Source organism: Aquabacterium humicola (assembly GCF_030167915.1).
Taxonomy (GTDB): Bacteria; Pseudomonadota; Gammaproteobacteria; order Burkholderiales; family Burkholderiaceae_C; genus Pseudaquabacterium; species Pseudaquabacterium humicola.
This window is the reverse complement of the sequence record NZ_JARGNB010000006.1, coordinates 1-20,585: the sequence shown is the minus strand read 5'-3', so window position 1 is coordinate 20,585 and position 20,585 is coordinate 1. Positions and strand designations below refer to the sequence as shown.

16 protein-coding genes are annotated in these 20,585 nt (G+C 72.2%); 6 read left to right on the top strand and 10 right to left on the bottom strand.

What is annotated here, in order from left to right:
• The first annotated feature begins 36 nt into the window (after positions 1-36).
• Entirely contained in the window at positions 37-1,083 is a 1,047-nt protein-coding gene (locus tag P1K89_RS23295) for an alpha/beta hydrolase (protein ID WP_284618927.1), read from the top strand.
• A gap of 16 nt (positions 1,084-1,099) precedes the next feature.
• Here P1K89_RS23295 and P1K89_RS23290 read toward each other — a convergent pair whose 3' ends face one another.
• A complete protein-coding gene (locus P1K89_RS23290; protein WP_284618926.1) occupies positions 1,100-3,649 on the bottom strand; it encodes a TonB-dependent receptor in 2,550 nt (849 codons plus the stop codon).
• A gap of 502 nt (positions 3,650-4,151) precedes the next feature.
• On the opposite strand from P1K89_RS23290, the gene P1K89_RS23285 reads away from it, so the two are divergent.
• From P1K89_RS23285 to P1K89_RS23265, 5 genes are all read left to right on the top strand, one after another.
• Complete coding sequence (locus tag P1K89_RS23285; protein WP_284618925.1) at positions 4,152-4,745, top strand: L,D-transpeptidase; 594 nt, start codon at positions 4,152-4,154, stop codon at positions 4,743-4,745.
• Positions 4,742-5,443: a hypothetical protein gene (locus tag P1K89_RS23280; protein WP_284618924.1), complete on the top strand. Its 702-nt coding sequence runs from the start codon at positions 4,742-4,744 to the stop codon at positions 5,441-5,443. Before P1K89_RS23285 ends, P1K89_RS23280 begins: the two co-directional genes overlap by 4 nt.
• 179 nt (positions 5,444-5,622) lie before the next feature.
• Positions 5,623-7,554 (top strand): tetratricopeptide repeat protein, encoded by a 1,932-nt coding sequence (locus P1K89_RS23275; protein WP_284618923.1) that lies wholly within the window; start codon positions 5,623-5,625, stop codon positions 7,552-7,554.
• 10 nt (positions 7,555-7,564) lie between these two features.
• A complete protein-coding gene (locus tag P1K89_RS23270) occupies positions 7,565-8,377 on the top strand; it encodes a putative signal transducing protein (RefSeq protein ID WP_284618922.1) in 813 nt (270 codons plus the stop codon).
• A 5-nt stretch (positions 8,378-8,382) separates the two neighbouring features.
• Positions 8,383-9,150, top strand: coding sequence for a hypothetical protein (locus tag P1K89_RS23265; RefSeq protein WP_284618921.1), 768 nt, complete (start codon positions 8,383-8,385; stop codon positions 9,148-9,150).
• Positions 9,151-9,200: 50 nt separating this feature from the next.
• Here the strand turns inward: P1K89_RS23265 and P1K89_RS23260 are convergent, their stop codons facing one another.
• The 9 genes from P1K89_RS23260 to P1K89_RS23220 form a co-directional block, all read right to left on the bottom strand.
• Positions 9,201-9,422, bottom strand: a complete 222-nt coding sequence (locus tag P1K89_RS23260; protein ID WP_284618919.1) for a hypothetical protein — start codon at positions 9,420-9,422, stop codon at positions 9,201-9,203.
• A 113-nt stretch (positions 9,423-9,535) separates the two neighbouring features.
• A complete protein-coding gene (locus P1K89_RS23255; RefSeq protein WP_284618918.1) occupies positions 9,536-9,922 on the bottom strand; it encodes a VOC family protein in 387 nt (128 codons plus the stop codon).
• 37 nt (positions 9,923-9,959) lie between these two features.
• Positions 9,960-10,649, bottom strand: coding sequence for a beta-phosphoglucomutase (pgmB, locus tag P1K89_RS23250; protein WP_284618917.1), 690 nt, complete (start codon positions 10,647-10,649; stop codon positions 9,960-9,962).
• A gap of 5 nt (positions 10,650-10,654) precedes the next feature.
• Positions 10,655-12,961, bottom strand: a complete 2,307-nt coding sequence (locus tag P1K89_RS23245; protein WP_284618916.1) for a glycoside hydrolase family 65 protein — start codon at positions 12,959-12,961, stop codon at positions 10,655-10,657.
• A 4-nt stretch (positions 12,962-12,965) separates the two neighbouring features.
• Positions 12,966-14,084 (bottom strand): ABC transporter ATP-binding protein, encoded by a 1,119-nt coding sequence (locus tag P1K89_RS23240; RefSeq protein ID WP_284618915.1) that lies wholly within the window; start codon positions 14,082-14,084, stop codon positions 12,966-12,968.
• A 460-nt stretch (positions 14,085-14,544) separates the two neighbouring features.
• A complete protein-coding gene (locus P1K89_RS23235; protein WP_284618914.1) occupies positions 14,545-15,366 on the bottom strand; it encodes a carbohydrate ABC transporter permease in 822 nt (273 codons plus the stop codon).
• Positions 15,363-16,346 (bottom strand): carbohydrate ABC transporter permease, encoded by a 984-nt coding sequence (locus P1K89_RS23230; protein ID WP_284618913.1) that lies wholly within the window; start codon positions 16,344-16,346, stop codon positions 15,363-15,365. Before P1K89_RS23230 ends, P1K89_RS23235 begins: the two co-directional genes overlap by 4 nt.
• Before the next feature lie 5 nt (positions 16,347-16,351).
• Positions 16,352-17,671, bottom strand: a complete 1,320-nt coding sequence (locus P1K89_RS23225) for an ABC transporter substrate-binding protein (protein ID WP_284618912.1) — start codon at positions 17,669-17,671, stop codon at positions 16,352-16,354.
• A 64-nt stretch (positions 17,672-17,735) separates the two neighbouring features.
• Positions 17,736-20,345, bottom strand: coding sequence for a hybrid sensor histidine kinase/response regulator (locus P1K89_RS23220; RefSeq protein WP_284618911.1), 2,610 nt, complete (start codon positions 20,343-20,345; stop codon positions 17,736-17,738).
• Positions 20,346-20,585 lie beyond the last annotated feature (240 nt).

The following is a 20,585-nucleotide window of genomic DNA, read 5'->3' as shown; positions in this document are numbered from 1 at the left end:
GCTTCGGCCGCCGCGTGCCGCTCCCCACGACCTGCCATGCAACGACGCCCGCTGCTCGCCTTCGCCGGCCTCTGCGCCATCGCACCGACCACGCGCGCCGCCACCGCCGCGCCATGGATCTTCGAGCTCGACGCGCCGGACGCGCGCGCGGTCTTCCTGGCCGGCGACATGACGGCGTGGGATGCCGGCAAGCGGGCGCTGCAGCGCGAGGCCGACGGCCGCTGGCGGCTGCGCATCGCGCTCGAGCCCGGCCAGTGGGTCTACAAGTTCGTCGTTGACGGCCGCTGGATCGCCGACCCGGCGAATCCGCAGCGCGACAGCGACGGCCTGGGCGGCCAGCACTCGTTCATCTGGGTCGGCGACGGCGACTGGCAGGTGCCGGCCGGCGCGCCGCGCGGGCGCGTCGAGACGCTGCGCCTGCCCTCGCGCGCGTGGCGCGGCGAACGCCTGGTGCACGTCTACCTGCCACCCGGCCTGGCGCAGCCGCCGACGCAGCCCACGCCGCTGCTGCTGCTGCTGCACGGCGCCGGCATGGATGCCGACCAGTGGCTGCGCACCGGCCAGGTCGACCGCTTCATGGACAGCCTGCTCGCACGCGGCCGCCTCGCGCGGCCCTTCGGCATCGTGATGCCGTCGAGCGATGCGGTGCCCTACGACGGCCGCAGCGAACGGCACCTGATGCAGGAACTGCTGCCGCAGGTGCAGAAGCGCTACGGCTTCGCGCAGTCGCGCGAGAAGGTGGCGGTGGCCGGCATGTCGATGGGCGGCCGCGGCGCGGTGGCGCTGGCGCACCGCCATCCGCGGCACTTCGGGCTGGCATACGGGCTGGCCGGCTGGTACCCGCCGGAGCTGCTGGCCGCGCTACCGCTGCGGCCCGTGCCGCCGATCGAGCTGGACCTCGTCTGCGGCACCGGCGACGAGCTGATCACCGGCAACCGCGCGCTGGCCGCGCGCCTGAAGGCCGCGGGCCGGACCTTCGTCTACGACGAGATCCCCGGCGCGCATGACTGGCACACGTTCAGCGGCCAGAGCGCGCGGCTGCTGATGCGGGTGGGCGAATTCTTCGCGCGCGGCGGACGTTGATTCGCCGCGCCGGGCCTCAGAACGCGAAGCCCACCGACAGCTCGAAGGCCCGGCCGAACAGCGGCCGCGCGAGGAACACGCCGTTCTCGTCGGCAGTGGCACCGGGCGCGCGGAAGTTGCCTTCGGTCAGGCCGACCTCGTTGGTCAGGTTGGTGCCGGTGAAGCGCACTTCGATGCCGTTGTTCAGCTGCGCGACGAGGCCGGCATCGAGCGTCTTGTACGACGGCAGCTTCAGCACGTTGTTGTTGGCCGCGAAGCGCTCGCCGACATAGGTCATCGTGCCGAAGACCCGGAACGAGCCCAGCTCCGTGGCCGGCAGCTTGTAGCTCGGCGTGAAGCGGAACTGCACCTTCGGCTGGCGCGGCACGGTGTTGCCGGTCTGCGCGCCGAAGTCGGTGAACTTCGCCTTCTGCAGGTTGCCCACCAGCTCCAGCGTCAGCCCGCGCAGCGGCCGCAGCGACGCCTCGAACTCGATGCCGGTGGCTTCCGAGCCGCCGCGCTCGACGGTATTGCCGGCGTTGGTGAACTGCTGCGACTGCGAGTTCTTCAGCCGGTTGTGGTACGCGGTGAGGAAGGCGGTGTACAGCGGCGTCGCGGTCTTCAGGCCGATCTCGATCTGCGCGATGTCCTCCACCGGCGAGGTGGTGTCGGCATTGCCGCGGCCGCGCAGCACGTCGAAGTCCGGCAGGCGGTGGCCCTGGTTCACGCGGCCGAAGACGCTGAAGCTGCGGCTGAAGTTGTAGTTCGCGCCCAGCGTCACCGAGGTCTCGCGCAGGCGGCTGGTGCCGCCGGGTGCCAGTTGGCTGGTGGTGCCGTTGTAGTACGACAGGTTGTTGTCGTGCAGGGTCAGCGGGTCGCCGTCGAGGTCGCCCGAGGACACGTTGGCGATGGTGCCGGACATGCGCTGCTGCTCGAAGCGCACGCCGGCATCGAGCGTCAGCGCGTTGTTCACCTTCCACTCGTCGGCGACGTAGATCGCGGTGTTGGTGCCGTTGTAGCTGCCGTCGAGGTTGAACGAGAACGGCGGCGTGACGAAGCCGCGGCCGGACGCGCGCACGCCGTTGTCCAGCGTGACGTCGATCGGCCGCGCGTGCGGCTCCATCGTCATCAGCTGCGCCTGGCCCAGCATCCAGCGGTCGTGCGACGAGTAGTCGGCGAGGTACAGGCCGAACGTCAGGTTGTGGCCGCCGCCGATGTCGCGCGACAGGCGCGTCTCGTTGGTGAAGGACTGCATGTCCTTGTCGACGATCCACATCCCGTTGACGACGACGGGCCGGTTCGGGTCGGTGAGGGCCTGGCCGCCGTTGACGAAGCGCGCCGTGCCGCCGGTGGCCGCGCTGCCGGCCGCGCCGCGCACGCGCGCATCGGCGTTGGCCGCCGTCACCTGCGAGGCGATGTACGAACCCAGCGTCTGCGGATTCGCGCCCGAGAACAACGCGTAGGTCGGCACGCTGCCGGACGTGTACCCGAGCTTGTTCGACAGCGCCCAGCCGCCGAGCTTGGTGTCCAGCGTCGCGCCGAAGGTGTGGACCTTCGCGCCGCGGCCGTCGGCAAAGTCGCGCGTGACGGTCTCGCGCTGGATCGCGGGCGTGCCGTCGGCACGCAGCCGGCCGGTGGCGCGGCCGCCTTCCAGCGTCACGTGGCGCAACTCGTTGCCGTAGTAGTAGTCGGTCAGCGCGTCGAAGCCGGGAAAGCTCGAGACGCTCTTGCCGTCCGCGCTGCCGACGACGGGGATCGCGGTGTAGAACGCGTTCTTGTCGTTCAGCGTGCGGGCATAGACGCTGAAGGCGCCGTCGTCGAGCTTGCGCGTGAACAGCGCGCTGAACTGCCCGCCGCGGTCAGCCGGGAACTCGGTGTCGCGGATGCCGGCCGACGAGCGGTAGAAGCCGCCGACCATCGCCGTCCACTTGTCGCCCAGCGGCGCGCTGAAGATGCCGTCGATCCGCCGCAGGTTCCCGGTGCCGGTGGTCAGGCGCAGCCCGCCCTCGGGCACGTCGCCACCCTTCTTCTGGATGAAGTTCACCGTGATGCCGGGCTGGCCGCTGCCGAAGATCGGGCTCGGGCCGCCGCGCAGCACCTCGACGCGCTCGATCGTGTCGTCGAGCCGGAACAGCTGCGAATGTTCGAAGAACGACAGCGTCGGCTGGCCGAACAGCGGCGAGCCGTTCAGCTGGAACGTGGAGTACGGGCCGTCGCCCGGCGTCGGGAAGCCGCGCACGCGCATGTTGGCGCCGGACTGGCCGCCGGTGCTCTCGACGAACACGCCGGGCACGATCTTCAGCAGGTCGGCGGTCGACGACGGCGCGGCCTGCTTGATCTGCTCCTCGTCGGCGGTGGTGATCGAGAAGCTGGCCTCCAGCTTGCGCAGGCCTTCGCGGCGCGCGGTGCCGGTGACGATGATCTGGTTGACGTCCTTGGCCGCCGTGTCTTCGGCGGCCTTGTCCGTCGCCTTGTCGGCGGCTTTCGCCGGCTGCGCCGGTGCCGCCGGCTGGTCCGTGGCATGCGCCCGCTGCGCTGCGAGCAAGGCGGCCAGTGCCGCGGTCGCGAGCAGCGTGCGGCTCGGCATGGTCGTCCGTTGGTTCATCGTTTGTCGCCCCACCATCGTTGTCGTCGAATCTCGGACCGGGACTGCACTCGTCCCGCGCCCGGTGCCTGCGGACAGCGCCACGTCGGTGGCCACTGTTCGGCGGCGACTGTAGGAACGGGGGTCGCGCGGATGATTTTCTTTGTCGCGTGCCCGTCGGAAACCTGATTTCAAAGGCGCCGATCGGTGCGTAACTTTCGAAATCTCGGCGGCCCCACCGGCAACACCTGCGGGCGCGACCAAGCGCGCCGGTCGTTTACACATCCACTGTCGGCCAGCGGTCAAAGTGCCGGTTTGTGGAGCTTTTTCATTCCCATCGACTTCACTCGGAAAAAAGATCGGCCGTTAGCATTCACTTACCCAGCCGGGCTTCCCGCCCGGCTTCTTCTTGGCACTGTCGGGCGGGGTTGCGGGAATGGGATGGTTGAGCGCGCTGCGCGCGGTCGGGATCGGTTTGTGCATCGCGGCGGGGGCGGCCGGCGCCATGGCAGCAGCGCCGGGCGACGCTCGCCGCGTCGACTTCGGCGGCCAGGCCGCGTCGCCGGAGGCCCGCGCGGTCGCGCAATGGGCCTATGCCGAGCGCAACGCCGAAGGCCGCCCGTTCGCGATCGTCGACAAGAAGCTCGCCCGCCTCTACGTCTTCGGGCCGGACGGCCGGCTCGTCGGCGCCACCGCCGCGTTGCTGGGTCTGGCGCGCGGCGACGACTCGGTGCCCGGCATCGGGCTCAAGCCCGTCAACCTGATCGCGCCGGCCGAGCGCACCACGCCATCGGGCCGCTTCGAGTCGGTGCCCGGGCGCAACGACAAGGGCGAGGCCATCGTCTGGGTCGACTACGACGCCGCGATCGCGATCCATCGCGTGCGTCCGGGGCCGTCGGCCGAACAACGGGCGCAGCGGCTGGTCACGCCCGGCGCGGACGACAAACGCGTGTCCTACGGCTGCATCGTCGTCAGCGAGGGCTTCTACGAGCAGGTGGTCGCGAAGACGCTGGGCCGCGGCCGCGGCGTCGTGTACGTGCTGCCCGAAACGCGTGACTGGCAGGTCGAGTTCGGCCTGAGCGCGGCGGGGCAGATGTGAGCGTCGCCGGCGTCGCCCGCCTCGTGCGCCGCGCCGGCGCGGCGCTGCTCGGCGCCGTCCTGCTGCCCGCCGGTGCCGCCGATCTCACCGTGCTGGAGCAGCGCTGGCTGCAGGGCGCCGCACCGGTACTGGCCTTTGCGCGCGACGCGAAGCTGCCGCTGGACATCATCGTGCAGCCGAACCCGCTGCCCGGCGCCGCGCCGCTGGCGCTGGCCTACCTGAACGGCCGCTGCAAGCTGGTGCTGTCGATGCGCGGCAACCCCGAGGCGCAGGCCACGCTGGACCGCATTCCCGCCGGTCTGCAGGAGGCGGCGCTGGAGATGATGGCCGCGCACGAGCTCGGTCACTGCCGGCGCTGGGTCGACGGCGCCTGGCACGGCCTGCCGGCCGGCTTCTCGCCGCCGGACGCCAGCATCGTCAGCCCCGAGCTGCGCGCCACCTACCTCGGCATGCGAGCAGCCCGGCGCGAAGAGGGTTATGCCGACCTCGTCGGCCTGGCCTGGATCGAGCAACACCGGCCGCACGACTACGCGCCGCTGCGGGCCTGGCTGCAGGCCGAGCGCGAGCGCGACCTGGTTCCCGGCAGCCACCACGACACGCTGGCCTGGCTGGCGCTGGCGCGCGAAGGCATCGGCCGCGGCAGCATCTTCGGTGCCGCCCAGCCGCTGTGGACGGCCGGGCTGGCGATCGAGGACTGAGTGGACCCCCACGTCGCTTCGCTCCTGCCCCCCGAGGGGACGCCAGCCGCCTTGGGGCGGCCCGGCGGCGGCTGACCCCGCGATCGAAGGGCCTGCCGACGAACGGGGCATTGCCGCGCTCCGGCGGGCCCCGGCGCACTTGCCGGCGCACGGCCGCCTCTGGCAACCTGCCGGCCTTCATGAGCTACGTCGTGCAAGTCTGGGCGCAACCGGAGGACGTCACGCTGCCCGGCAGCCTGGACGCGACCGTCGCGCTCGTCGATTACCTGCAGCAGCGCCGCCCGTCGCCGGTGTCCGCCGGCATGCACTTCGCGACGCTGGCCGAACAACTGCGCCAGCGCTATCCGGTCACCCCGGATCAACCGGGCGTGTGGAGTGATGCCTTGCGGGTGCCACCCGCCGGCCACGCGGTGTGGCCGATCGGTCTGGCGCGCAGCGACCGCCTCGACGAGGTGCAGCTGACCGTCGTCGCGCGAGCGCTCGCGCTGGGGTTGAACGTGCTCGACGAACAGGCCGCCGAGGCGCATCTGTCGGACGGCCGGGTCTACGCGATCGGTGCGCGCGGCGCCTGCGTCAAGGGTCTGGCCGCGCGGCTGGACGGCGACCATGCGACCGCGGTGGCCGAGTTCCGCCACCTCGCCGCCGAGGGCAACCGGGAGGCGATGTACGCGCTGGCCGAGTGTTACCTGCACGGCCAGGGCCTGCGCCAGAACACCGTCGTCGGCTGCGCGCTGCTGTGCGCCGCGACCGGCTGGCACGCCGGACCGCTGGGCGTGGTGCATGCACCGCGCGAAGCGCGCGACGCCGCGATCGGCCGCCGCGTACGCGAACAGGTCGGCCCCGGGGCGACCGCCGCGGCCGACCAGCTGCTGCGCCGCTTCGACAGCCACGCCGGCGCGTTGCTGGCGGCCATCGATGCCTGCTGCAGGGAGGTCGATGCGCACTTCGACGACGCCGACCACGCGCTGCGCTGCGGCGATCACGCGGCCGCGCGGCGCCTGCTCGGCCCGCTGGCCGACCACGGCCACGAGATCGCCCAGCACCTGCTCGCCGGCCTGATCGCCGAGGGCCGCGGCGCGGCGCCCGATGCGGCACTGGCCGCGCGCTGGACCCAGCGCGCGGCCAAGGGCGGCCATGCACCGGCGCAGCTGGCGCTCGCGCGGCTGTACGAGGACAGCGACGTGCTCGAACAGGACCTGCTGCAGGCCGAACGCTGGTACCGCAGCGCCGCGGCGGCGGGCGAGCCCGAAGCCGCCGAGGCGCTGGACCGCATGCTCGGCCGCACCCTGCCGCCCGGCAGCGATGCGCAGGCGCATTTCGTCCGGGGCCAGGCAGCCGAAGCCGCCGGCGACTTCAGCGCCGCCGCGCGCCACCACACGCATGCGGCGCGGCACGGCCATGCCGGCGCGCGAAATGCGCTCGGTGCCCTGCACCGCCGCGGCGACGGCGTGCCGCGCGACTGGCCCCAGGCCGCGCTGTGGTTCGAACTGGCCGCCGAACAAGGCATCACCGAGGCCCAGTACGCGCTCGCCTGCATGCACCGCGACGGCCAGGGCGTGCCGCGAAACGAGATGAAGGCCTGGCAATGGTTCGGCCACGCGGCCAACCAGTTCCATGCCGAAGCCCTCGCCGCGCTGGGTGCGATGGCCGCCGACGGCGCGGCGGCCGAGCGCGACCTGGTGGCCGCCAAGGCCTTGAGCCTGCTGGCGCAGCGGCGCGGGGCCGCGTCGCGCATCGCGCTGCGCTTCGCGCCCGGCGAGCAGATCGAGGTCCAGGCGCTGGTCGACGCGCTGGTCGAAGCACCCTCGGTGACGGGGGCGCTCGCATCGCGCCGGCGGCGCCAGCGCGACGCGCAGCCGCAGCGGCCGGCATCGCCGCCGATCGGCGACAGGGTCGCACCGATCCGGCGTTGGCACCCGGCCCGCGTCGCCCTGCTGGCCACGGCGGTCGGCCTGCCGGCAGCGCTGCTGATGAAGGCCGGCCTGCTGACCTGGCTGCTGCTGGCCGGACTGGGCGGCTACGGCCTGCAGGGCACACGCGCGTTGCGGCGCGCGCAGCACCAGCGGCGCGACCGCCCCGTCGCCCCGCCGGCCGATTCGGTGCCGGGCTGAAACTCGGCGCATGAAGACCGTCTACGAAGCCGCCAACGCCATCGAGGCGCACATGCTGCAGGACCTGCTGCGCCAGCAGGGCATCTTCACGCGGCTGGACGGCGAGTTCCTCGGCGGCGCGATCGGCGAGCTACCGGCCGGACGCCTGGTGCGGCTGGTCGCCGAGGACGAGCAGGTCGCCGCCGCCCGGGCGGCGATCGAACGCTGGGAGGCGACGCAGGTCGACGAGCCGAGCGCCGCGCCCGCGCATCGCCCGGGGGGCCGCAGCGGCCGCGCCTGGACCGCCGCGGCGCTGGCGCTGGCCGTCGGCATCGGCGGCTCGTGGGCCTTCTTCCGCGCGCCGGCGACGGTCGACGGCATCGACCACGACCGCGACGGCGTGCTCGACGAACGCTGGACGTATTCGCCGGCCGGCACGCTGGTCGAGGCCCGCATCGACCGCAACGTCGACCGCAAGGCCGATCTGATCCAGCGTTATGACCGCCGCGGCCAGATCGCGTCGGCCGAGGCCGACGACGACTTCGACGGCACGTTCGAGACGCGCCTGCGCTACGAGCGCGGCAACGTGATCTCCGGCGAGACCGACACCGACGGCGACGGCCTGCCGGACCTGCTGACCTTCTACGAACACGGCGTGCTGAAGTCGCAGGACTTCATCGATGCACGCAGCGGCCGCGTGCTGCGCCGCGAGCACTTGCGCCTCGGGCGTGTCGAGTCCACCGAGCTCGACGGCGATGGCGACGGCCGGCTCGACACCCGGCTGCACCATGACCGCAGCGGCGCGGTGACCCGCACGCAGCGCATCGACCCGGCCGCGAGGTAGCCGCGATGCTGCGACGCGCATTGCAGTGCATCGGCGCAGGCGGCGCGGCGGTGTTCGGCCTGATCCTGCTGATCAGCGTCGTTCAGCCGCTGTGGATCGAGCAGGCGGCGCGCGAGCTGGTGCGCATCGAGGTAGAACGCCGCGTCGGCGAGAAGGTGCAGGTGCTGTCGAACGCGAAGCTGGTCGTGCTGGCGCAGAAGGCGCTGGGCCGCACCGATGCCGAGATCGAGGCCGAGCGCCGACGCATCGAAGCCGACGTGCCGGCGCGCGTGGCATCGGCCGTCGCCGACCTGCTGAAGGCCGATTGCGAATGCCGCAAGCGCCTGGTCGACGCCGCGCGCCGCGGCCAGGACGAACGCCTGAAGTCGCTGCAGCAGATCCGCGAGCGGCTGGCCGACTTCGTCGAGACCGCCTACGCGCAGGTGCGCGCGAAGCTGCTGCGGGAACTGCGCATCTTCAGCGGCACGAATGCGCTGGCGTTCGCGCTGATCGCGCTGCTCGCCACACGCCGCGCCGGCGCGGTTCAACTGCTGCTGCCCGCCGGGCTGCTGCTGGCGGCGACCCTGCTGACCGCGACCGTCTACCTCGTCAACCAGAATTGGCTGCACACGATCGTCTTCGGCCAGTACGTGGGATTCGCGTACGTGGGCTACCTGCTTGCGGTGATCGCGCTGCTGGTCGACGTCGCGTTCAATCGGGCGCGCATCACCACCCTGCTGATCAACGCCGTGCTGCAGGTGCTCGGTGCGGCGTTGAGGGTGGTGCCGTGCTGATCAGCGGACCCACGGCGCGCGGCACGCGCGTCGCGCACGGTGCCTGACGCTCAACCGTAGTTCGCGACCCACTCGAGGCCCTGGGCGCGCGCCGCGGCGATGGCGCCTTCGAACGACGGGTGGCTGCCCCGGCGCACCGCGATCGTCCGCGCCCGGGTGGGCCAGACGCGTTTGGTGATGACCAGCAAAGGTTCGAAGCGCCCGTTGTCGCTGGCTTTCGCGCTGCACGTCAGCTCGTACTGTTCGAACTGGAAAGTCTGGACCTCGGTCATGGGTGCGCCTGCGCTGTTTCTGTGATGGACGAAGACGGCGCCTCACCAGGGCCGCTACTGGGCGAGTATGCGCCTGGCGGGACCCGCGCTCTGTACGCCATCGCACGCACCCGTCATGCCGCGGGCTTCGGCGGCTCCCAGAGCTCGACGCGATTCCCCTCGGGGTCCATCACCCAGCCGAACTTGCCGAGCTCGGCCGAGGTTTCGGTGCGCTCGTCGACCTCGCAGCCTTCGTCGCGCAGCACCTGCAGCAGCGCATCGAGGTCGTCGACGCGGTAATTGACCATGAAGCGCGCGCTGCTCGGTGCGAAGTAGTCGTTGCTGTCGGGCATCAGGCTCCACACCGTCGCGCCGTCGGGCGTGGGCGGCTCGTTCCACTTGAAGACCGCGCCGCCCCAGGACTCGAGCTCGAAGCCGAGATGGCGGCGGTACCACTCGCGCAGCTTCTGGGGGTCCTGGGCCTTGAAGAAGATGCCGCCGATGCCGGTGACCCGTTTCATGCGCGCTCCTCGTGTCGAACGATGAATGCGGGTGATATCACAGGTATCGGGCGATGTCGAAGCGGTGAAGTCCCGGGATCACCTCGTCGGCCTGGGCCAGCACCGCGGCATCGCCGATGCCCACCGCCCACATGCCGGCGGCCTTGATCGCCGCGACGCCGGCGGCCGCGTCCTCGACCCCGATGCACTGCACCGGCCGCACGCCCAGGCGCTGCGCGGCGGTCAGGAAGATCTCCGGATCGGGCTTGGGCCGCTCGATGTCCTCGACCTCGACCACATGGTCGAAGCAGCGCGTGATGCCCAGCCGGGTCAGCACCAGCGCGGCATTGCGACTGGCCGACGCGAGCCCGATGCGCAGGCCCGCGCCGCGCACGGCACACAGCGCGTCCAGCGCGCCGGGCAGCAGCTGGCTCGCGTCCATCGTCGAGATCAGCGCGATGTAGTGCTCGTTCTTCTGCCGCGCCAGCGCGAGCTTCTGCTGCGGCGTGTAGACCCGGGTGCCCCGCGCGAGGATGCGTTCGAGCGAGCCCATGCGGTCGATGCCCTTCAGCGTCTCGTTGAAGGCCTCGTCGAAGGGCAGGCCCAGCGACACCGCCAGGCGCTGCCAGGCGTGGAAGTGGTACTGCGCGGTGTCGGTGATGACGCCGTCGAGGTCGAAGATCACCGCGCGCGGCGGCACGGGCGGCTTGGGGGCTTGCAGCATGGTGGACGGCAGGGCGGCGTTCATCGCGGTCAGGGGTGGAGCGGCAGGTGCAGCAGCGGCGTCCCGGCGTCCAGGCGCTGCGGCGTGCCGTGGTGCAGGAAGCGCGCGGCCTCGCCGTGCAGCAGGCGGTAGGTGACGTCGCCCGGCGTGACGGCGACCTCGATCTGCGCGCCGCGCAGCCACAGCCGGAACGCATAACCTTGCCAGCGCGCCGGCAGCTGCGGCCGGAACGATGCGCGGCCCCCCGGCCAGCGCAGGCCCGCGAAGCCCTGCACCAGGCCGAGCCAGCTGCCGGCCATCGCCGCGGTGTGCACGCCGTGCGCGGTATTGCCGTGGGTGTCGTGCAGGTCGAGCAGCGCGGTGCGCTCGAAGTAGTCGAGCGCCTGGTCGTGGCGGCCGATCTCGGCGGCGATGACGCCGAAGATGCAGTACGACAGCGACGAGTCGTGCGTCGTCACCGCGGCGTAGTGGTCGAAGTCGCGCGCCTTGGTCCCGGCATCGATGTCATCGCCGGCCAGCAGCAGCGCCAGCACCACGTCGGCCTGCTTGCAGACCTGGTGGCGGTAGATCTCCAGCGGGTGGTAGTGCAGCAGCAGCGGGTGCTGCGTGTCGGCACGGGTCCAGCGCGGCTTGTGCAGGAAGCCGTCGTCCTGCGGGTGCACGCCCAGCGTGGCGTCGAGCGGCAGCCACATCGATTCGGCGGCTCGCTGCCACGCGGCCGGCTCGCCGGGATCGAGCACCAGCTGCTGCGTCAGCTCGGCCAGCCGCGACGGGTGCTCGGCGGCCAGCCAGTCCCGCACGCGCAGCGCGAAGCGCAGGTGGCGCTGCGCCATGCGGTTGGTGTACCAGTTGTTGTCGACCAGCGCGGTGTACTCGTCGGGGCCGGTGACGCCGGGGATCACGAAGGCGCCGCCGCGGCGCGCGTCGTGGTGGCCGAGCTCGGTCCAGATGCGCGCGGTCTCGATCACCAGTTCGGCGCCGTGGCGCAGCATGAAGTCATCGTCGCCGCTCGAATCCCAGTACAGCTGCACCGCATGCGCGATGTCGGCGTTCAGGTGCACCTGCGCCGTGCCGGCGAGGAAGTAGGCCGAGCACTCGCCGCCGGCGATCGTGCGCCAGGGGTAGCGCGCGCCGCGCGCGTGGCCCAGCTCGCGGGCGCGTTCGCGCGCCGCGGGCAGCAGGCGGTGGCGGTACTCGAGCAGGGCCCGTGCAGTGGCAGGCTGCGTCGCGGCGAAGAAGGGCAGCACGTACACCTCGGTGTCCCAGAAGGTGTGGCCTTCGTAGCCCTCGCCGGTCAGGCCCTTGGCGGCGATGTTGCTGCGGCCGTCGCGGCCGGCGGACTGCAGCAGGTGCCAGGCATTGAAGCGCAGGGCCTGCTGCAGGCGGTCATCGCCGTCGAGCCGCAGGTCGGCCTGGCTCCAATAGCGCTCGAGGACCGCGGCCTGCTCGTCGCACAAGGCATCGAAGCCATCGCGGCGCGCCTGCGCGAGCGTGGTGGTCGCGGTGGCCAGCAGCGCGTCATCGGCGACATCCTGGCTCGTGTGGTAGCTGCCGAAGCGGTCCAGGCGCAGCGCCTGCCCCGCGGCAAGCCTGCGCTCGAAGCGGCGCGCAAGGCCGTCCGCCGGATCGAGCGCGGGCAGCGCCGCGCCCTCGTCACCATCCAGCGTCCAGGCCAGGCTGCTCAGCAGTGCGAGGCCGCTGTGCCGCGTGCGCTGCCGCAGATGCAACCCGTGTGCATCCTGTTCGGCCGACTGCAGCAGCAGCGGCGCTTCCTTCAGGTGGCTGCCGACGCGCGGATCGTCGCCCGCCGCGAGGTTGCCGACACGCGCATCGATGCCGAGCTGCAGCGTGAGCACCGCGTCGCCATTCAGCACCTCGATCTCGGTGCGCGCGGCCCACAGGGTGCGCCGCTGCTGGCAGACGAGGCGCCGGCTCTCGATGCAGACGCGCCGGCCGCCCGGCGACTGCCACTCGAGGCGCCGTTCGAGCACCCCGCGTCGAAAGTCCAGCGCCTGCGCGTAGCCGAGCAGCGCGCCCTGGCGAAGGTCGATGCGCTCCCCATCGATCCATAGCGCGAGCCGCTTCGCATTCGGCACGCTGAGCATGAACTCGTTGCGGCGCGCGAGGCCGAACGCGTGCTCCGGATGGTGGATGTCGGCGGTGTCGTGGAAGCCGTTGAGGTAGCAGCCATCGTGCGCGCCGCCGAGCGCCCCTTCGTCGCCGACACCACGCAGCCCGATGAAGCCGTTGCCGAGCGCGAAGAGGGTCGCGTCCAGCGCCTGCGTGGCGGGATCGAAGCTGTCGCGCCGCAGTGTCCAGGTATCGATGGGGCCCATGGTCTCAGGCCGCCAGCCGCGGCAGCGCACGCCCGTCGGCGGCGAAGCAGTGCAGCGCCTCCGGCGGCAGCGCATAGGCCAGCGCATCGCCGACGGCCACGTCCTCGCGCGGCGTCTTCGCCAGCAGCGGCGGCGCGGCCTCGTCGCCGCCGTCGGGCCGCAGGTAGACGTAGGCATGTTCACCCAGGCGCTCGACGTGCACGACGCGCGCCCGCCCCGGGCCTTCGCCCAGCCGCAGGTGCTCGGGCCGGATGCCCAGCGTCACGGCCGCGCCCGGCGCGATGCCCTCACCGCGCACGCGCGCGGTCCAGCCGATGCCGCCGACGCTGCAGGCGTGCAGCGCACCATCTTCGATGACGCGTACTTCGGACGGCAGGAAGTTCATCGCCGGCGAGCCGATGAAACCGGCGACGAAGCGGTTCGCCGGGCGGTGGTACAGCTCCAGCGGCGAGCCGACCTGCGCGATGCTGGGCTGATCGCCGCGCTCGGCCGCCGGGCGCAGCAGCACGATGCGGTCGGCCAGGGTCATCGCCTCGACCTGGTCGTGGGTGACGTAGACGGTGCTCGCCGAGCCGAGCTCGCGGTGCAGCCTGGCAATCTCGAGCCGGGTCGCGACGCGCAGCGCCGCGTCGAGGTTCGACAGCGGCTCGTCGAAGAGGAAGAGCTTCGGCTGCCGCACGATCGCCCGCCCGATCGCCACGCGCTGCCGCTGCCCACCCGACAGCTCGCGCGGCCTGCGCTGCAGCAGCCCGTCGAGCTTCAGGATGCGGCTGGCATCGCGCACGCGGCGCTCGATCTCGTCGTTCCCCAGCTTGCGGTGCCGCAGCCCGAAAGCCATGTTCTCGTGCACGCTCATGTGCGGATACAGCGCATAACTCTGGAACACCATCGCGAGGTCGCGCTCGGCCGGCGGCAGGTGGCTGACCACGCGGTCATCGATGCGGATCTCGCCGCCCGACAAGTCCTCCAGCCCGGCGATCAGCCGCAGCAAGGTCGACTTGCCGCAGCCCGATGGCCCGATGAAGACGCAGAACTCGCCGGGCGCGAGTCCGAGGTCGATGCCCGCGAGCACCGAGGTGTTATTGAAGTCCTTGCGCACCTGGCGCAGCTCGACGCGGTTCATTTCGGTAGCTTCACTTGATAGCGGCCGCTCTGTCGGTCCGTTGCGGATAGTCGCCACGTGCCCCCATGCGTGCACCGCGCAAGATCAGGACGGTGGGGCGCTCTGTTCCGCTCATGTCCCCCGGGCCGGGCTCCGCTCAGGAGTCCAGGCTGCGGTCCGGCCGGCCCTCCTCCTTGACTTCGCTCCACAGAGCGCCCCACCGTCCTGATCCGCACCGCCCTGGCAGGCCGTCGCCTGCCACGGTGTCGCCTCAGCCAAGGGCGCTGGGTGCCCGGCGTAGCGAAGTCAAGGAGGAGGGCCGGCCGAGATTGAGCCTGAGGCGTATCAGCGGCGCACGGCCCGGGGGACATGAGCGGAGCCGGGCACCCAGTGGCCTTGGCCCGCTCGGTGCCGGCACGCAAGGTCCCGGCGCAAACGACCGAAACGGGCCGAAGACGGTTGTCGAGCAAAGGGAGCCGGTTCACTTCACGGCCCCCTGCGTCAGACCGGAGACGATCAAGCGCTGGAACAGCAGCACCAGCGCCACCAGCGGCAGCGTGACGATCACCGACGCCGCCATCAGCGCGCCCCACGGCAGCTCGTACTTCGACGGTGCGCTGATCAGCGCGATGGCCACCGGCACCGTGCGCTGCTCGGTCGACAGCGTGAAGCTGAGCGCGAACAGGAACTCGTTCCACGCGGCGATGAAGGCCAGCAGCCCGGTCGCCGCGACCGCGGGCCACAGCAGCGGCAGGAAGATGCGGAAGACCAGCGTCAGCACGCCGATGCCGTCCATCGCCGCGGCCTCTTCGAGCTCCTTCGGCAGCTGACGCATGAAGGTCACCAGCACCCAGGTGGTGAAGGGCAAGGTCAGCAGCAGGTCCGCGAGCACCAGTGCGCCGAGGCGGTCATAGAGGCCCAGCGTGCGCACCAGCTCGAACATGCCGGCCAGCACCGCGACCTGCGGGAACATCGACGTCGACAGGATCATCGTCAGCAGCACGCCGCGGCCGCGGAAGTTCACCCGGCCCAGCGCCCAGGCGGCCATCAGCGCCAGCACCAGCGACAGCGCGACGACGCCGCCGGAGACCAGCAGCGAGTTGAGCAGGTTCTGGCCGAACGGCTGGTCGCGGAACAGGCCGGCGTAGTGCACCAGCGTGGGATGCTCGGGCCACAGCCGCGGATCGAACAGCGCGTCGCGCGACTTGAGCGAGCTGCCGATCGCATAGAGCAGCGGCCACAGCGAGGTGGCGATCAGCGCCGCGGCGCCCACTGCATAGCCGGACTGGCGCAGGCGCTTCATGCGTCCACCCCGTCGCGCCGCTTCAGCACGCCGATGGTGACGATCGTCACCAGCGCGACGATGAAGAACAGCACCGTCGCGGCCGCCGAGCCGTAGCCGGTCAGCTGGAAGTCGATCAGTTGCTCGCGCACGTAGACCGACATGCTGCGGGTGTCGCGGCTGTTGGAGGTCATCACGTAGATCAGGTCGAAGATCCGCAGCGCATCGAGCAGGCGGAACACCACCGCGACGGCCACGCCGGGCAGGATCAATGGCAGCGTGATGCGGCGGAACACGGTGAAGGCCGGCACGCCGTCGACCTGCGCCGCCTCGTAGCAGTCGGTCGGCACGCTCTGCAGCGCGGCGAGGATCAAGAGCGCCATGAACGGCGTCGTCTTCCACACGTCGACCGCCACGATGGTCCACATCGCCAGCGCCGGGTCGGCGGTCCACGCGACCGGCGCGGCGACGAGGCCCAGCGCCAGCAGGTAGTGGTTCACGATGCCGAACTGGTCGTGCAGCATCCAACTCCACATCTTGGCCGACACCACCGTGGGCACCGCCCACGGGATCAGCATCGCGGCGCGCAGCAGCGTGCGCACCGGCGACGGGCGGTTGATCAGCAGCGCGACGCCCAGGCCGAGCAGCGTCTCCAGCGCGACCGACAGGATCGCGAAGCGCAGCGTATTGGCGACCGCGCCCCACCAGTCGCGGTCGGCCAGCACGCCGTACTCGCCGAGGTAGTGCTCCAGCCCGACGAAGGCGGGCGGCTCAACGGCGCCCAGCTGCGCATCGGTGAAGCTCGCGGCGATGGTGCGCGCCAGCGGCCAGGCCGCCACCGCGGCCAGCAGCACCAGCATCGGCGCCAGCATGCACCAGGCCTGGCGGCGGCGCTGGGCCTGCAGGCTGCCGCGCGCCGGCGCGGAAGCTGCCGACGCCGGCGCGATCGCCGACACTGGCGCGGCGACCGCCGGCCGCCCGTCCCCGTCGTGGCGGGGCATGGCCTTCAGTTCCATTTGCCGCCGCGCGACAGGCGCTGCAGCGTGGCTTCGAGCCGCGCGAGCGCGTCGTCCGGCGCCGTCCGGCCGGACAACACCTCGTGCGCGGCGTTCCAGAACTGGTTGCTGACCTGGTTGTAGCGCGCGCCGCTGATCGCGGTGGGCCGCGCGACGGCGTTGGTGAAGGTGTCGGCGAGCTCGGCCATGAACGGGTTCACGCGCGCGATGTCGGCATCGCGGTACAGCGCCGGCAGCGTCGGGTTGTAGGCGCCGCTCAGCGCCCGCTCCTTTTGCACGGCAGCACTGGTCATGTAGAGCACCAGCTCGGCGGCCAGCGCGGGGTGGCGCGAGTACTTCGACACCGCCAGGGATTCACCGCCCAGCGTCGCCGCCGGCCGGCCGCCCGGCCCCGCGCCCCTGGGCAGCACCGCCACGCCCACCTTGCCGCGGATCGCGCTCTCCGGCCCCTGGGCCGGCGCCCAGGCATACGGCCAGTTGCGCATGAAGACGGCGTTGCCGGCCTGGAAGACACCGCGCGCTTCTTCCTCGGCGTAGTTCAGCACGGCGGTCGGCGAGATCGTGCCGACCCAGCCGGCGGCCGTCTTCAGCGCCGCGGCGGCCTGCGCGCTGCGCACGCTGATGCGGCCGTCGGCATCGACCACCGTGCCACCGCCGTGGCTGACGATCCATTCGAGCGCATTGCAGCTCAGGCCCTCGTAGGCGCGGCCCTGCCAGACATAACCCCACAGCCGCTCGTTGCCGGCGGCGCGTTCGGCCTGCATCACGCGGCGCGCCGTGGCGCCGAGCTCGTCCCAGGTCGTCGGCACCTTCGCGCCGTGCTTGTCGAGCAGGTCGCGGCGGTAGAACAGCAGGCCGGCATTGGCGAACCACGGCATCGCGACCAGGCGGCCGGGTTGGCCGTCGCGCGCGCCGACGGTGTTGTTGGCGATGAAGCTCGGAAAGTGCTCGCGCTCGATGCCCTGCGCATGGGGCCGCAGGTCGAGCAGGTGCGCGGCGAGCATGCCGGGCCATACGACGTCGACCTGGAACACGTCGATCTTGTCGGAGCCCGCGCCCAGCACCTGCTGGAACAGCGCCAGCCGTTCGCTGGCGTCGTTCGGCGTCGCGACCACCTGCACCGTGTGCCCGGTCTTGCGCGCCCACTGCTCGGCGGCCTGCTTGCACAGCTCCAGCTCCTGGCCGACCGAGCCGCAGGAGATCTTGATCGACGCGGCGAGTGTCGCGGGCGCCACCAGCGCCACCCCCACGACGGCCATCACCAGCGCGACCTGCTTCAGCGGGCGGATGCGGTCGGTGCGGGGGTTCATGCGCGGCGGTCTCGGGGGGCGTGGTGCAGTGAGGGCATCAGACCGGCGGCAGATGAACCCCGCATTACGAATGTTCGTGGCGCGGGCCAATCCTTGAAACATCGGCCAGCGCCTGCAGCGCGAACGGCTTCTGCAGGAAGCCGAAATCCTGCAGCCAGGTGGTGGGCTGGCCGAGCATCTCGGGCGCCATGCCGGACATCAGGATCACCGGCAATGCGGGCCAGCGCCGGCGCAGCGTACGCGCCAGCTGCAGCCCGTCCTGGCCGCGGCCGAGGCAGATGTCCGACAGCACCAGCTGCGGCAAAGCGCCCTCGCCCTGCGCGTCCAGCCAGGCCAGCGCGTCTTCGGCCGAGCTGCGGCTGTCGGTGACGGCGCCGGCTTCGGCCAGCAGGTCGAGCAGGGTCGCGCGGTAGGCCTCGTCGTCCTCGACGACCAGCAGCCGCAGGCCCGCGAGCCCGGGGGCGTCGACCGGCTGCGCAGGGCGCCGCGGGCCCGGCAGCGCGCGCTCGACCGTCGCCGCCACCGGGAAGCGCAGCCGCACCGTCGTGCCGGCGCCGACGCGGCTGTCCAGCGTGATGTCGCCACCGCTCTGCTTGACGAAGCCGTAGACGATCGACAACCCCAGCCCGCTGCCCTTGCCTTCGCCCTTGGTCGTGAAGAAGGGTTCGAAGACCTTCTCGCGCAGCGCCTCGGGCAAGCCCACCCCCTCGTCGGCGACCGCCAGCTCGATGCAGCCCTCGTCGGGCCGCGACGTGACGAGCCGCAAGCGCCCGCCCTGCGGCATGGCCGCGGCGCCATTGAGCACGAGGTTCAGCACCGCGTTCTCCAGCTGCCCGCGGTCGACGTGCACGCAGACGCCCGGCGCGCCGAGCGCCAGCTGCACGTCGACCGCCTCTCCCGCCGAGTACTCGACGAGGTCGTGCATCTCCTCGAGCATGCCGTCGATCTCGACGCGCTCGGCCTGCAGCGGCTGGCGCCGTGCGAAGGCCAGCAGCCGCCGCGTCAGGCCCGCGGCGCTGGCCGCGGCGCGCTGGATGCGCTGCCACAGCTGCTGCGGGCGCGGCGCGCCGGCGAGCTCGGCCTCCAGCAGCGCCAGGTTGCCGAGCATGGTGCCGAGGTAGTTGTTGAAGTCGTGCGCGACACCGCCGGTCAGCTGGCCCAGCACTTCCAGCTTCTGCGACTGCTGCAGCTCGCGCTCGATCGCGCGCCGCGCGGTCAGGTCGGTGACCAGCGTGACGCTGCCGCCGGCGGGCATCGTGCGACTGCGCAGGTCGTAGGCGCCGCCGTCGGGCAGCAGCAGCTCGGCGTGGCCGGCGCCGCCCCACACCGCGTCCAGCGTGGTCTCGATGCCCGGCGACGCCTGCCAGCGCGCGCCCGCCGGCAGGCCGGCCAGCAGCGCGTCGGCGGCGATGCCGGCCTGTGGCTGCGCGCCCAGCGGCGCCAGCAGCTCGGCAAAGCGGCGGTTCCACAGCAGCAGGCGGCGCTGGCGGTCGAACACCGCGAGGCCGTCGGTCAGGCTTTCGAGCACCGCTTCGAGCTGCTCGCGCTGCGTGTGCAGCTCGCCGACGAGCCGCTGCTGCGCCAGCGCCTGGTCGCGGAAGACCTCGAAGCTGCGCGCCAACTCGCCCAGCTCGTCGCGGCGGCGCGTGGCCGGCGTCGGCTGGCCGGTGTCGCCCTGCGCCAGGCGCGACATCAGCGCGGTGATGGTCTCGACCTCGCCGACCAGGCGCCGCACGTAGCGCGTGGCCAGCACCGCGATGACGATGGCCACCAGCGCCAGCGCCAGCACGCCGGTCTCGCCGGAGCGCACCGCACGCGCCAGCGCATCGCTGCGCTCGGCGGCGGCGCCGCGCAGGCGGGCGACGTAACGCGAGACCTCGTCGCCCAGCTCGTCGGCATTCGCGCGCGCCAGCACCACGAGGTAGCCGCTGCGCGACTCGAGGTCGAGCAACCGCTGACGCTGCGCGAGCAGCCCGTCGGCGCCTGCGGCCAGCGCGCTCAGCAGCGTGGTGTCGGCCGCCGGCAATCGCTGCCAGGCGCCGCGCCGCCGCGCGGCCAGCAGCAGCGCCTCGACATCGGCCTGCAAACGTCCGATGGACGCGGCATCCTCGGCCGCCAGGCCCAAGACCAGGGTGGACCACAGCGCGGTGATCGCCGCGTGGTCGTCGCTGCGCTGCCCGGCGGGCCGCGCCGCGCCGTGCAGGCGTTCGCCCAGCCGTTCCAGCTGGCGCCGCTGCAGCGCCAGCGCCTGCTGCAGCCGCTGCTTGTCGCGCGTCAGCGTGATCAGTGTCTCCAGCTGCCGGCCGACCTGCTCGTGCAGCGGGCCGATCACCTGCTGCAGCTCGCGCGCGGGCTGCAGGTCGACCGAGCGCCGGCGGATCTGCTGCAGCAGGTCCTGCGCGCTGGCGCGGTGCGCCTCGAGCTCGGCCTCGGTCGCCGACTCACTCAGCTTCGGCGCCACCAGTGCCAGCTGCGTCGTGCGCTGCGCGAGCTCCAGCGCATGCGAGATGTTCGGCAGCAGGTCGTGCTCGACGCCGGCCAGCGCGCGCTGCGTGCTGCGCATGCCCCACCAGCCGACGCCGGCGAGCGCGATGGCGGCGAACAGCAGCACGAAGAAGGCCGCCAGCAGGCGCCAGCGCACGCGGTCGATGAAGGCGCCGCGGCCCGTCGTCATGCCGGGCTCGCCGCGCGCTGCCGATCCAGCTTCGCGCCGGACCTGCGAAGCCGGGCGGGGGCGGGTGTCGGCCCGTTGCGGTCATTCGATGTCGAGCCGCTGGACGTTCCGAGAGCGGAGCGCCCGAGCGGCTCGGGCTGCGGGCACAGCGGGCCGAGTCCGGCGGTCGGCCCCGGGGGGGCCGACTCCGCTGCGGTCCTCGGCTTGGGGGCGCGCCGTCCATTTAGCTTCGCTCGCTGC

Bases quoted from the DNA above. Each gene is read 5' to 3' on its own strand.
- P1K89_RS23295 (WP_284618927.1), top strand. From the start codon at position 37: ATGCAACGACGCCCGCTGCTCGCCTTCGCCGGCCTCTGCGCCATCGCA.
- P1K89_RS23290 (WP_284618926.1), bottom strand. From the start codon at position 3,649: ATGCCGAGCCGCACGCTGCTCGCGACCGCGGCACTGGCCGCCTTGCTC.
- P1K89_RS23285 (WP_284618925.1), top strand. From the start codon at position 4,152: ATGGCAGCAGCGCCGGGCGACGCTCGCCGCGTCGACTTCGGCGGCCAG.
- P1K89_RS23275 (WP_284618923.1), top strand. From the start codon at position 5,623: ATGAGCTACGTCGTGCAAGTCTGGGCGCAACCGGAGGACGTCACGCTG.
- P1K89_RS23270 (WP_284618922.1), top strand. From the start codon at position 7,565: ATGAAGACCGTCTACGAAGCCGCCAACGCCATCGAGGCGCACATGCTG.
- P1K89_RS23265 (WP_284618921.1), top strand. From the start codon at position 8,383: ATGCTGCGACGCGCATTGCAGTGCATCGGCGCAGGCGGCGCGGCGGTG.
- P1K89_RS23260 (WP_284618919.1), bottom strand. From the start codon at position 9,422: ATGACCGAGGTCCAGACTTTCCAGTTCGAACAGTACGAGCTGACGTGC.
- P1K89_RS23255 (WP_284618918.1), bottom strand. From the start codon at position 9,922: ATGAAACGGGTCACCGGCATCGGCGGCATCTTCTTCAAGGCCCAGGAC.
- pgmB (WP_284618917.1), bottom strand. From the start codon at position 10,649: ATGAACGCCGCCCTGCCGTCCACCATGCTGCAAGCCCCCAAGCCGCCC.
- P1K89_RS23245 (WP_284618916.1), bottom strand. From the start codon at position 12,961: ATGGGCCCCATCGATACCTGGACACTGCGGCGCGACAGCTTCGATCCC.
- P1K89_RS23240 (WP_284618915.1), bottom strand. From the start codon at position 14,084: ATGAACCGCGTCGAGCTGCGCCAGGTGCGCAAGGACTTCAATAACACC.
- P1K89_RS23235 (WP_284618914.1), bottom strand. From the start codon at position 15,366: ATGAAGCGCCTGCGCCAGTCCGGCTATGCAGTGGGCGCCGCGGCGCTG.
- P1K89_RS23230 (WP_284618913.1), bottom strand. From the start codon at position 16,346: ATGCCCCGCCACGACGGGGACGGGCGGCCGGCGGTCGCCGCGCCAGTG.
- P1K89_RS23225 (WP_284618912.1), bottom strand. From the start codon at position 17,671: ATGAACCCCCGCACCGACCGCATCCGCCCGCTGAAGCAGGTCGCGCTG.
- P1K89_RS23220 (WP_284618911.1), bottom strand. From the start codon at position 20,345: ATGACGACGGGCCGCGGCGCCTTCATCGACCGCGTGCGCTGGCGCCTG.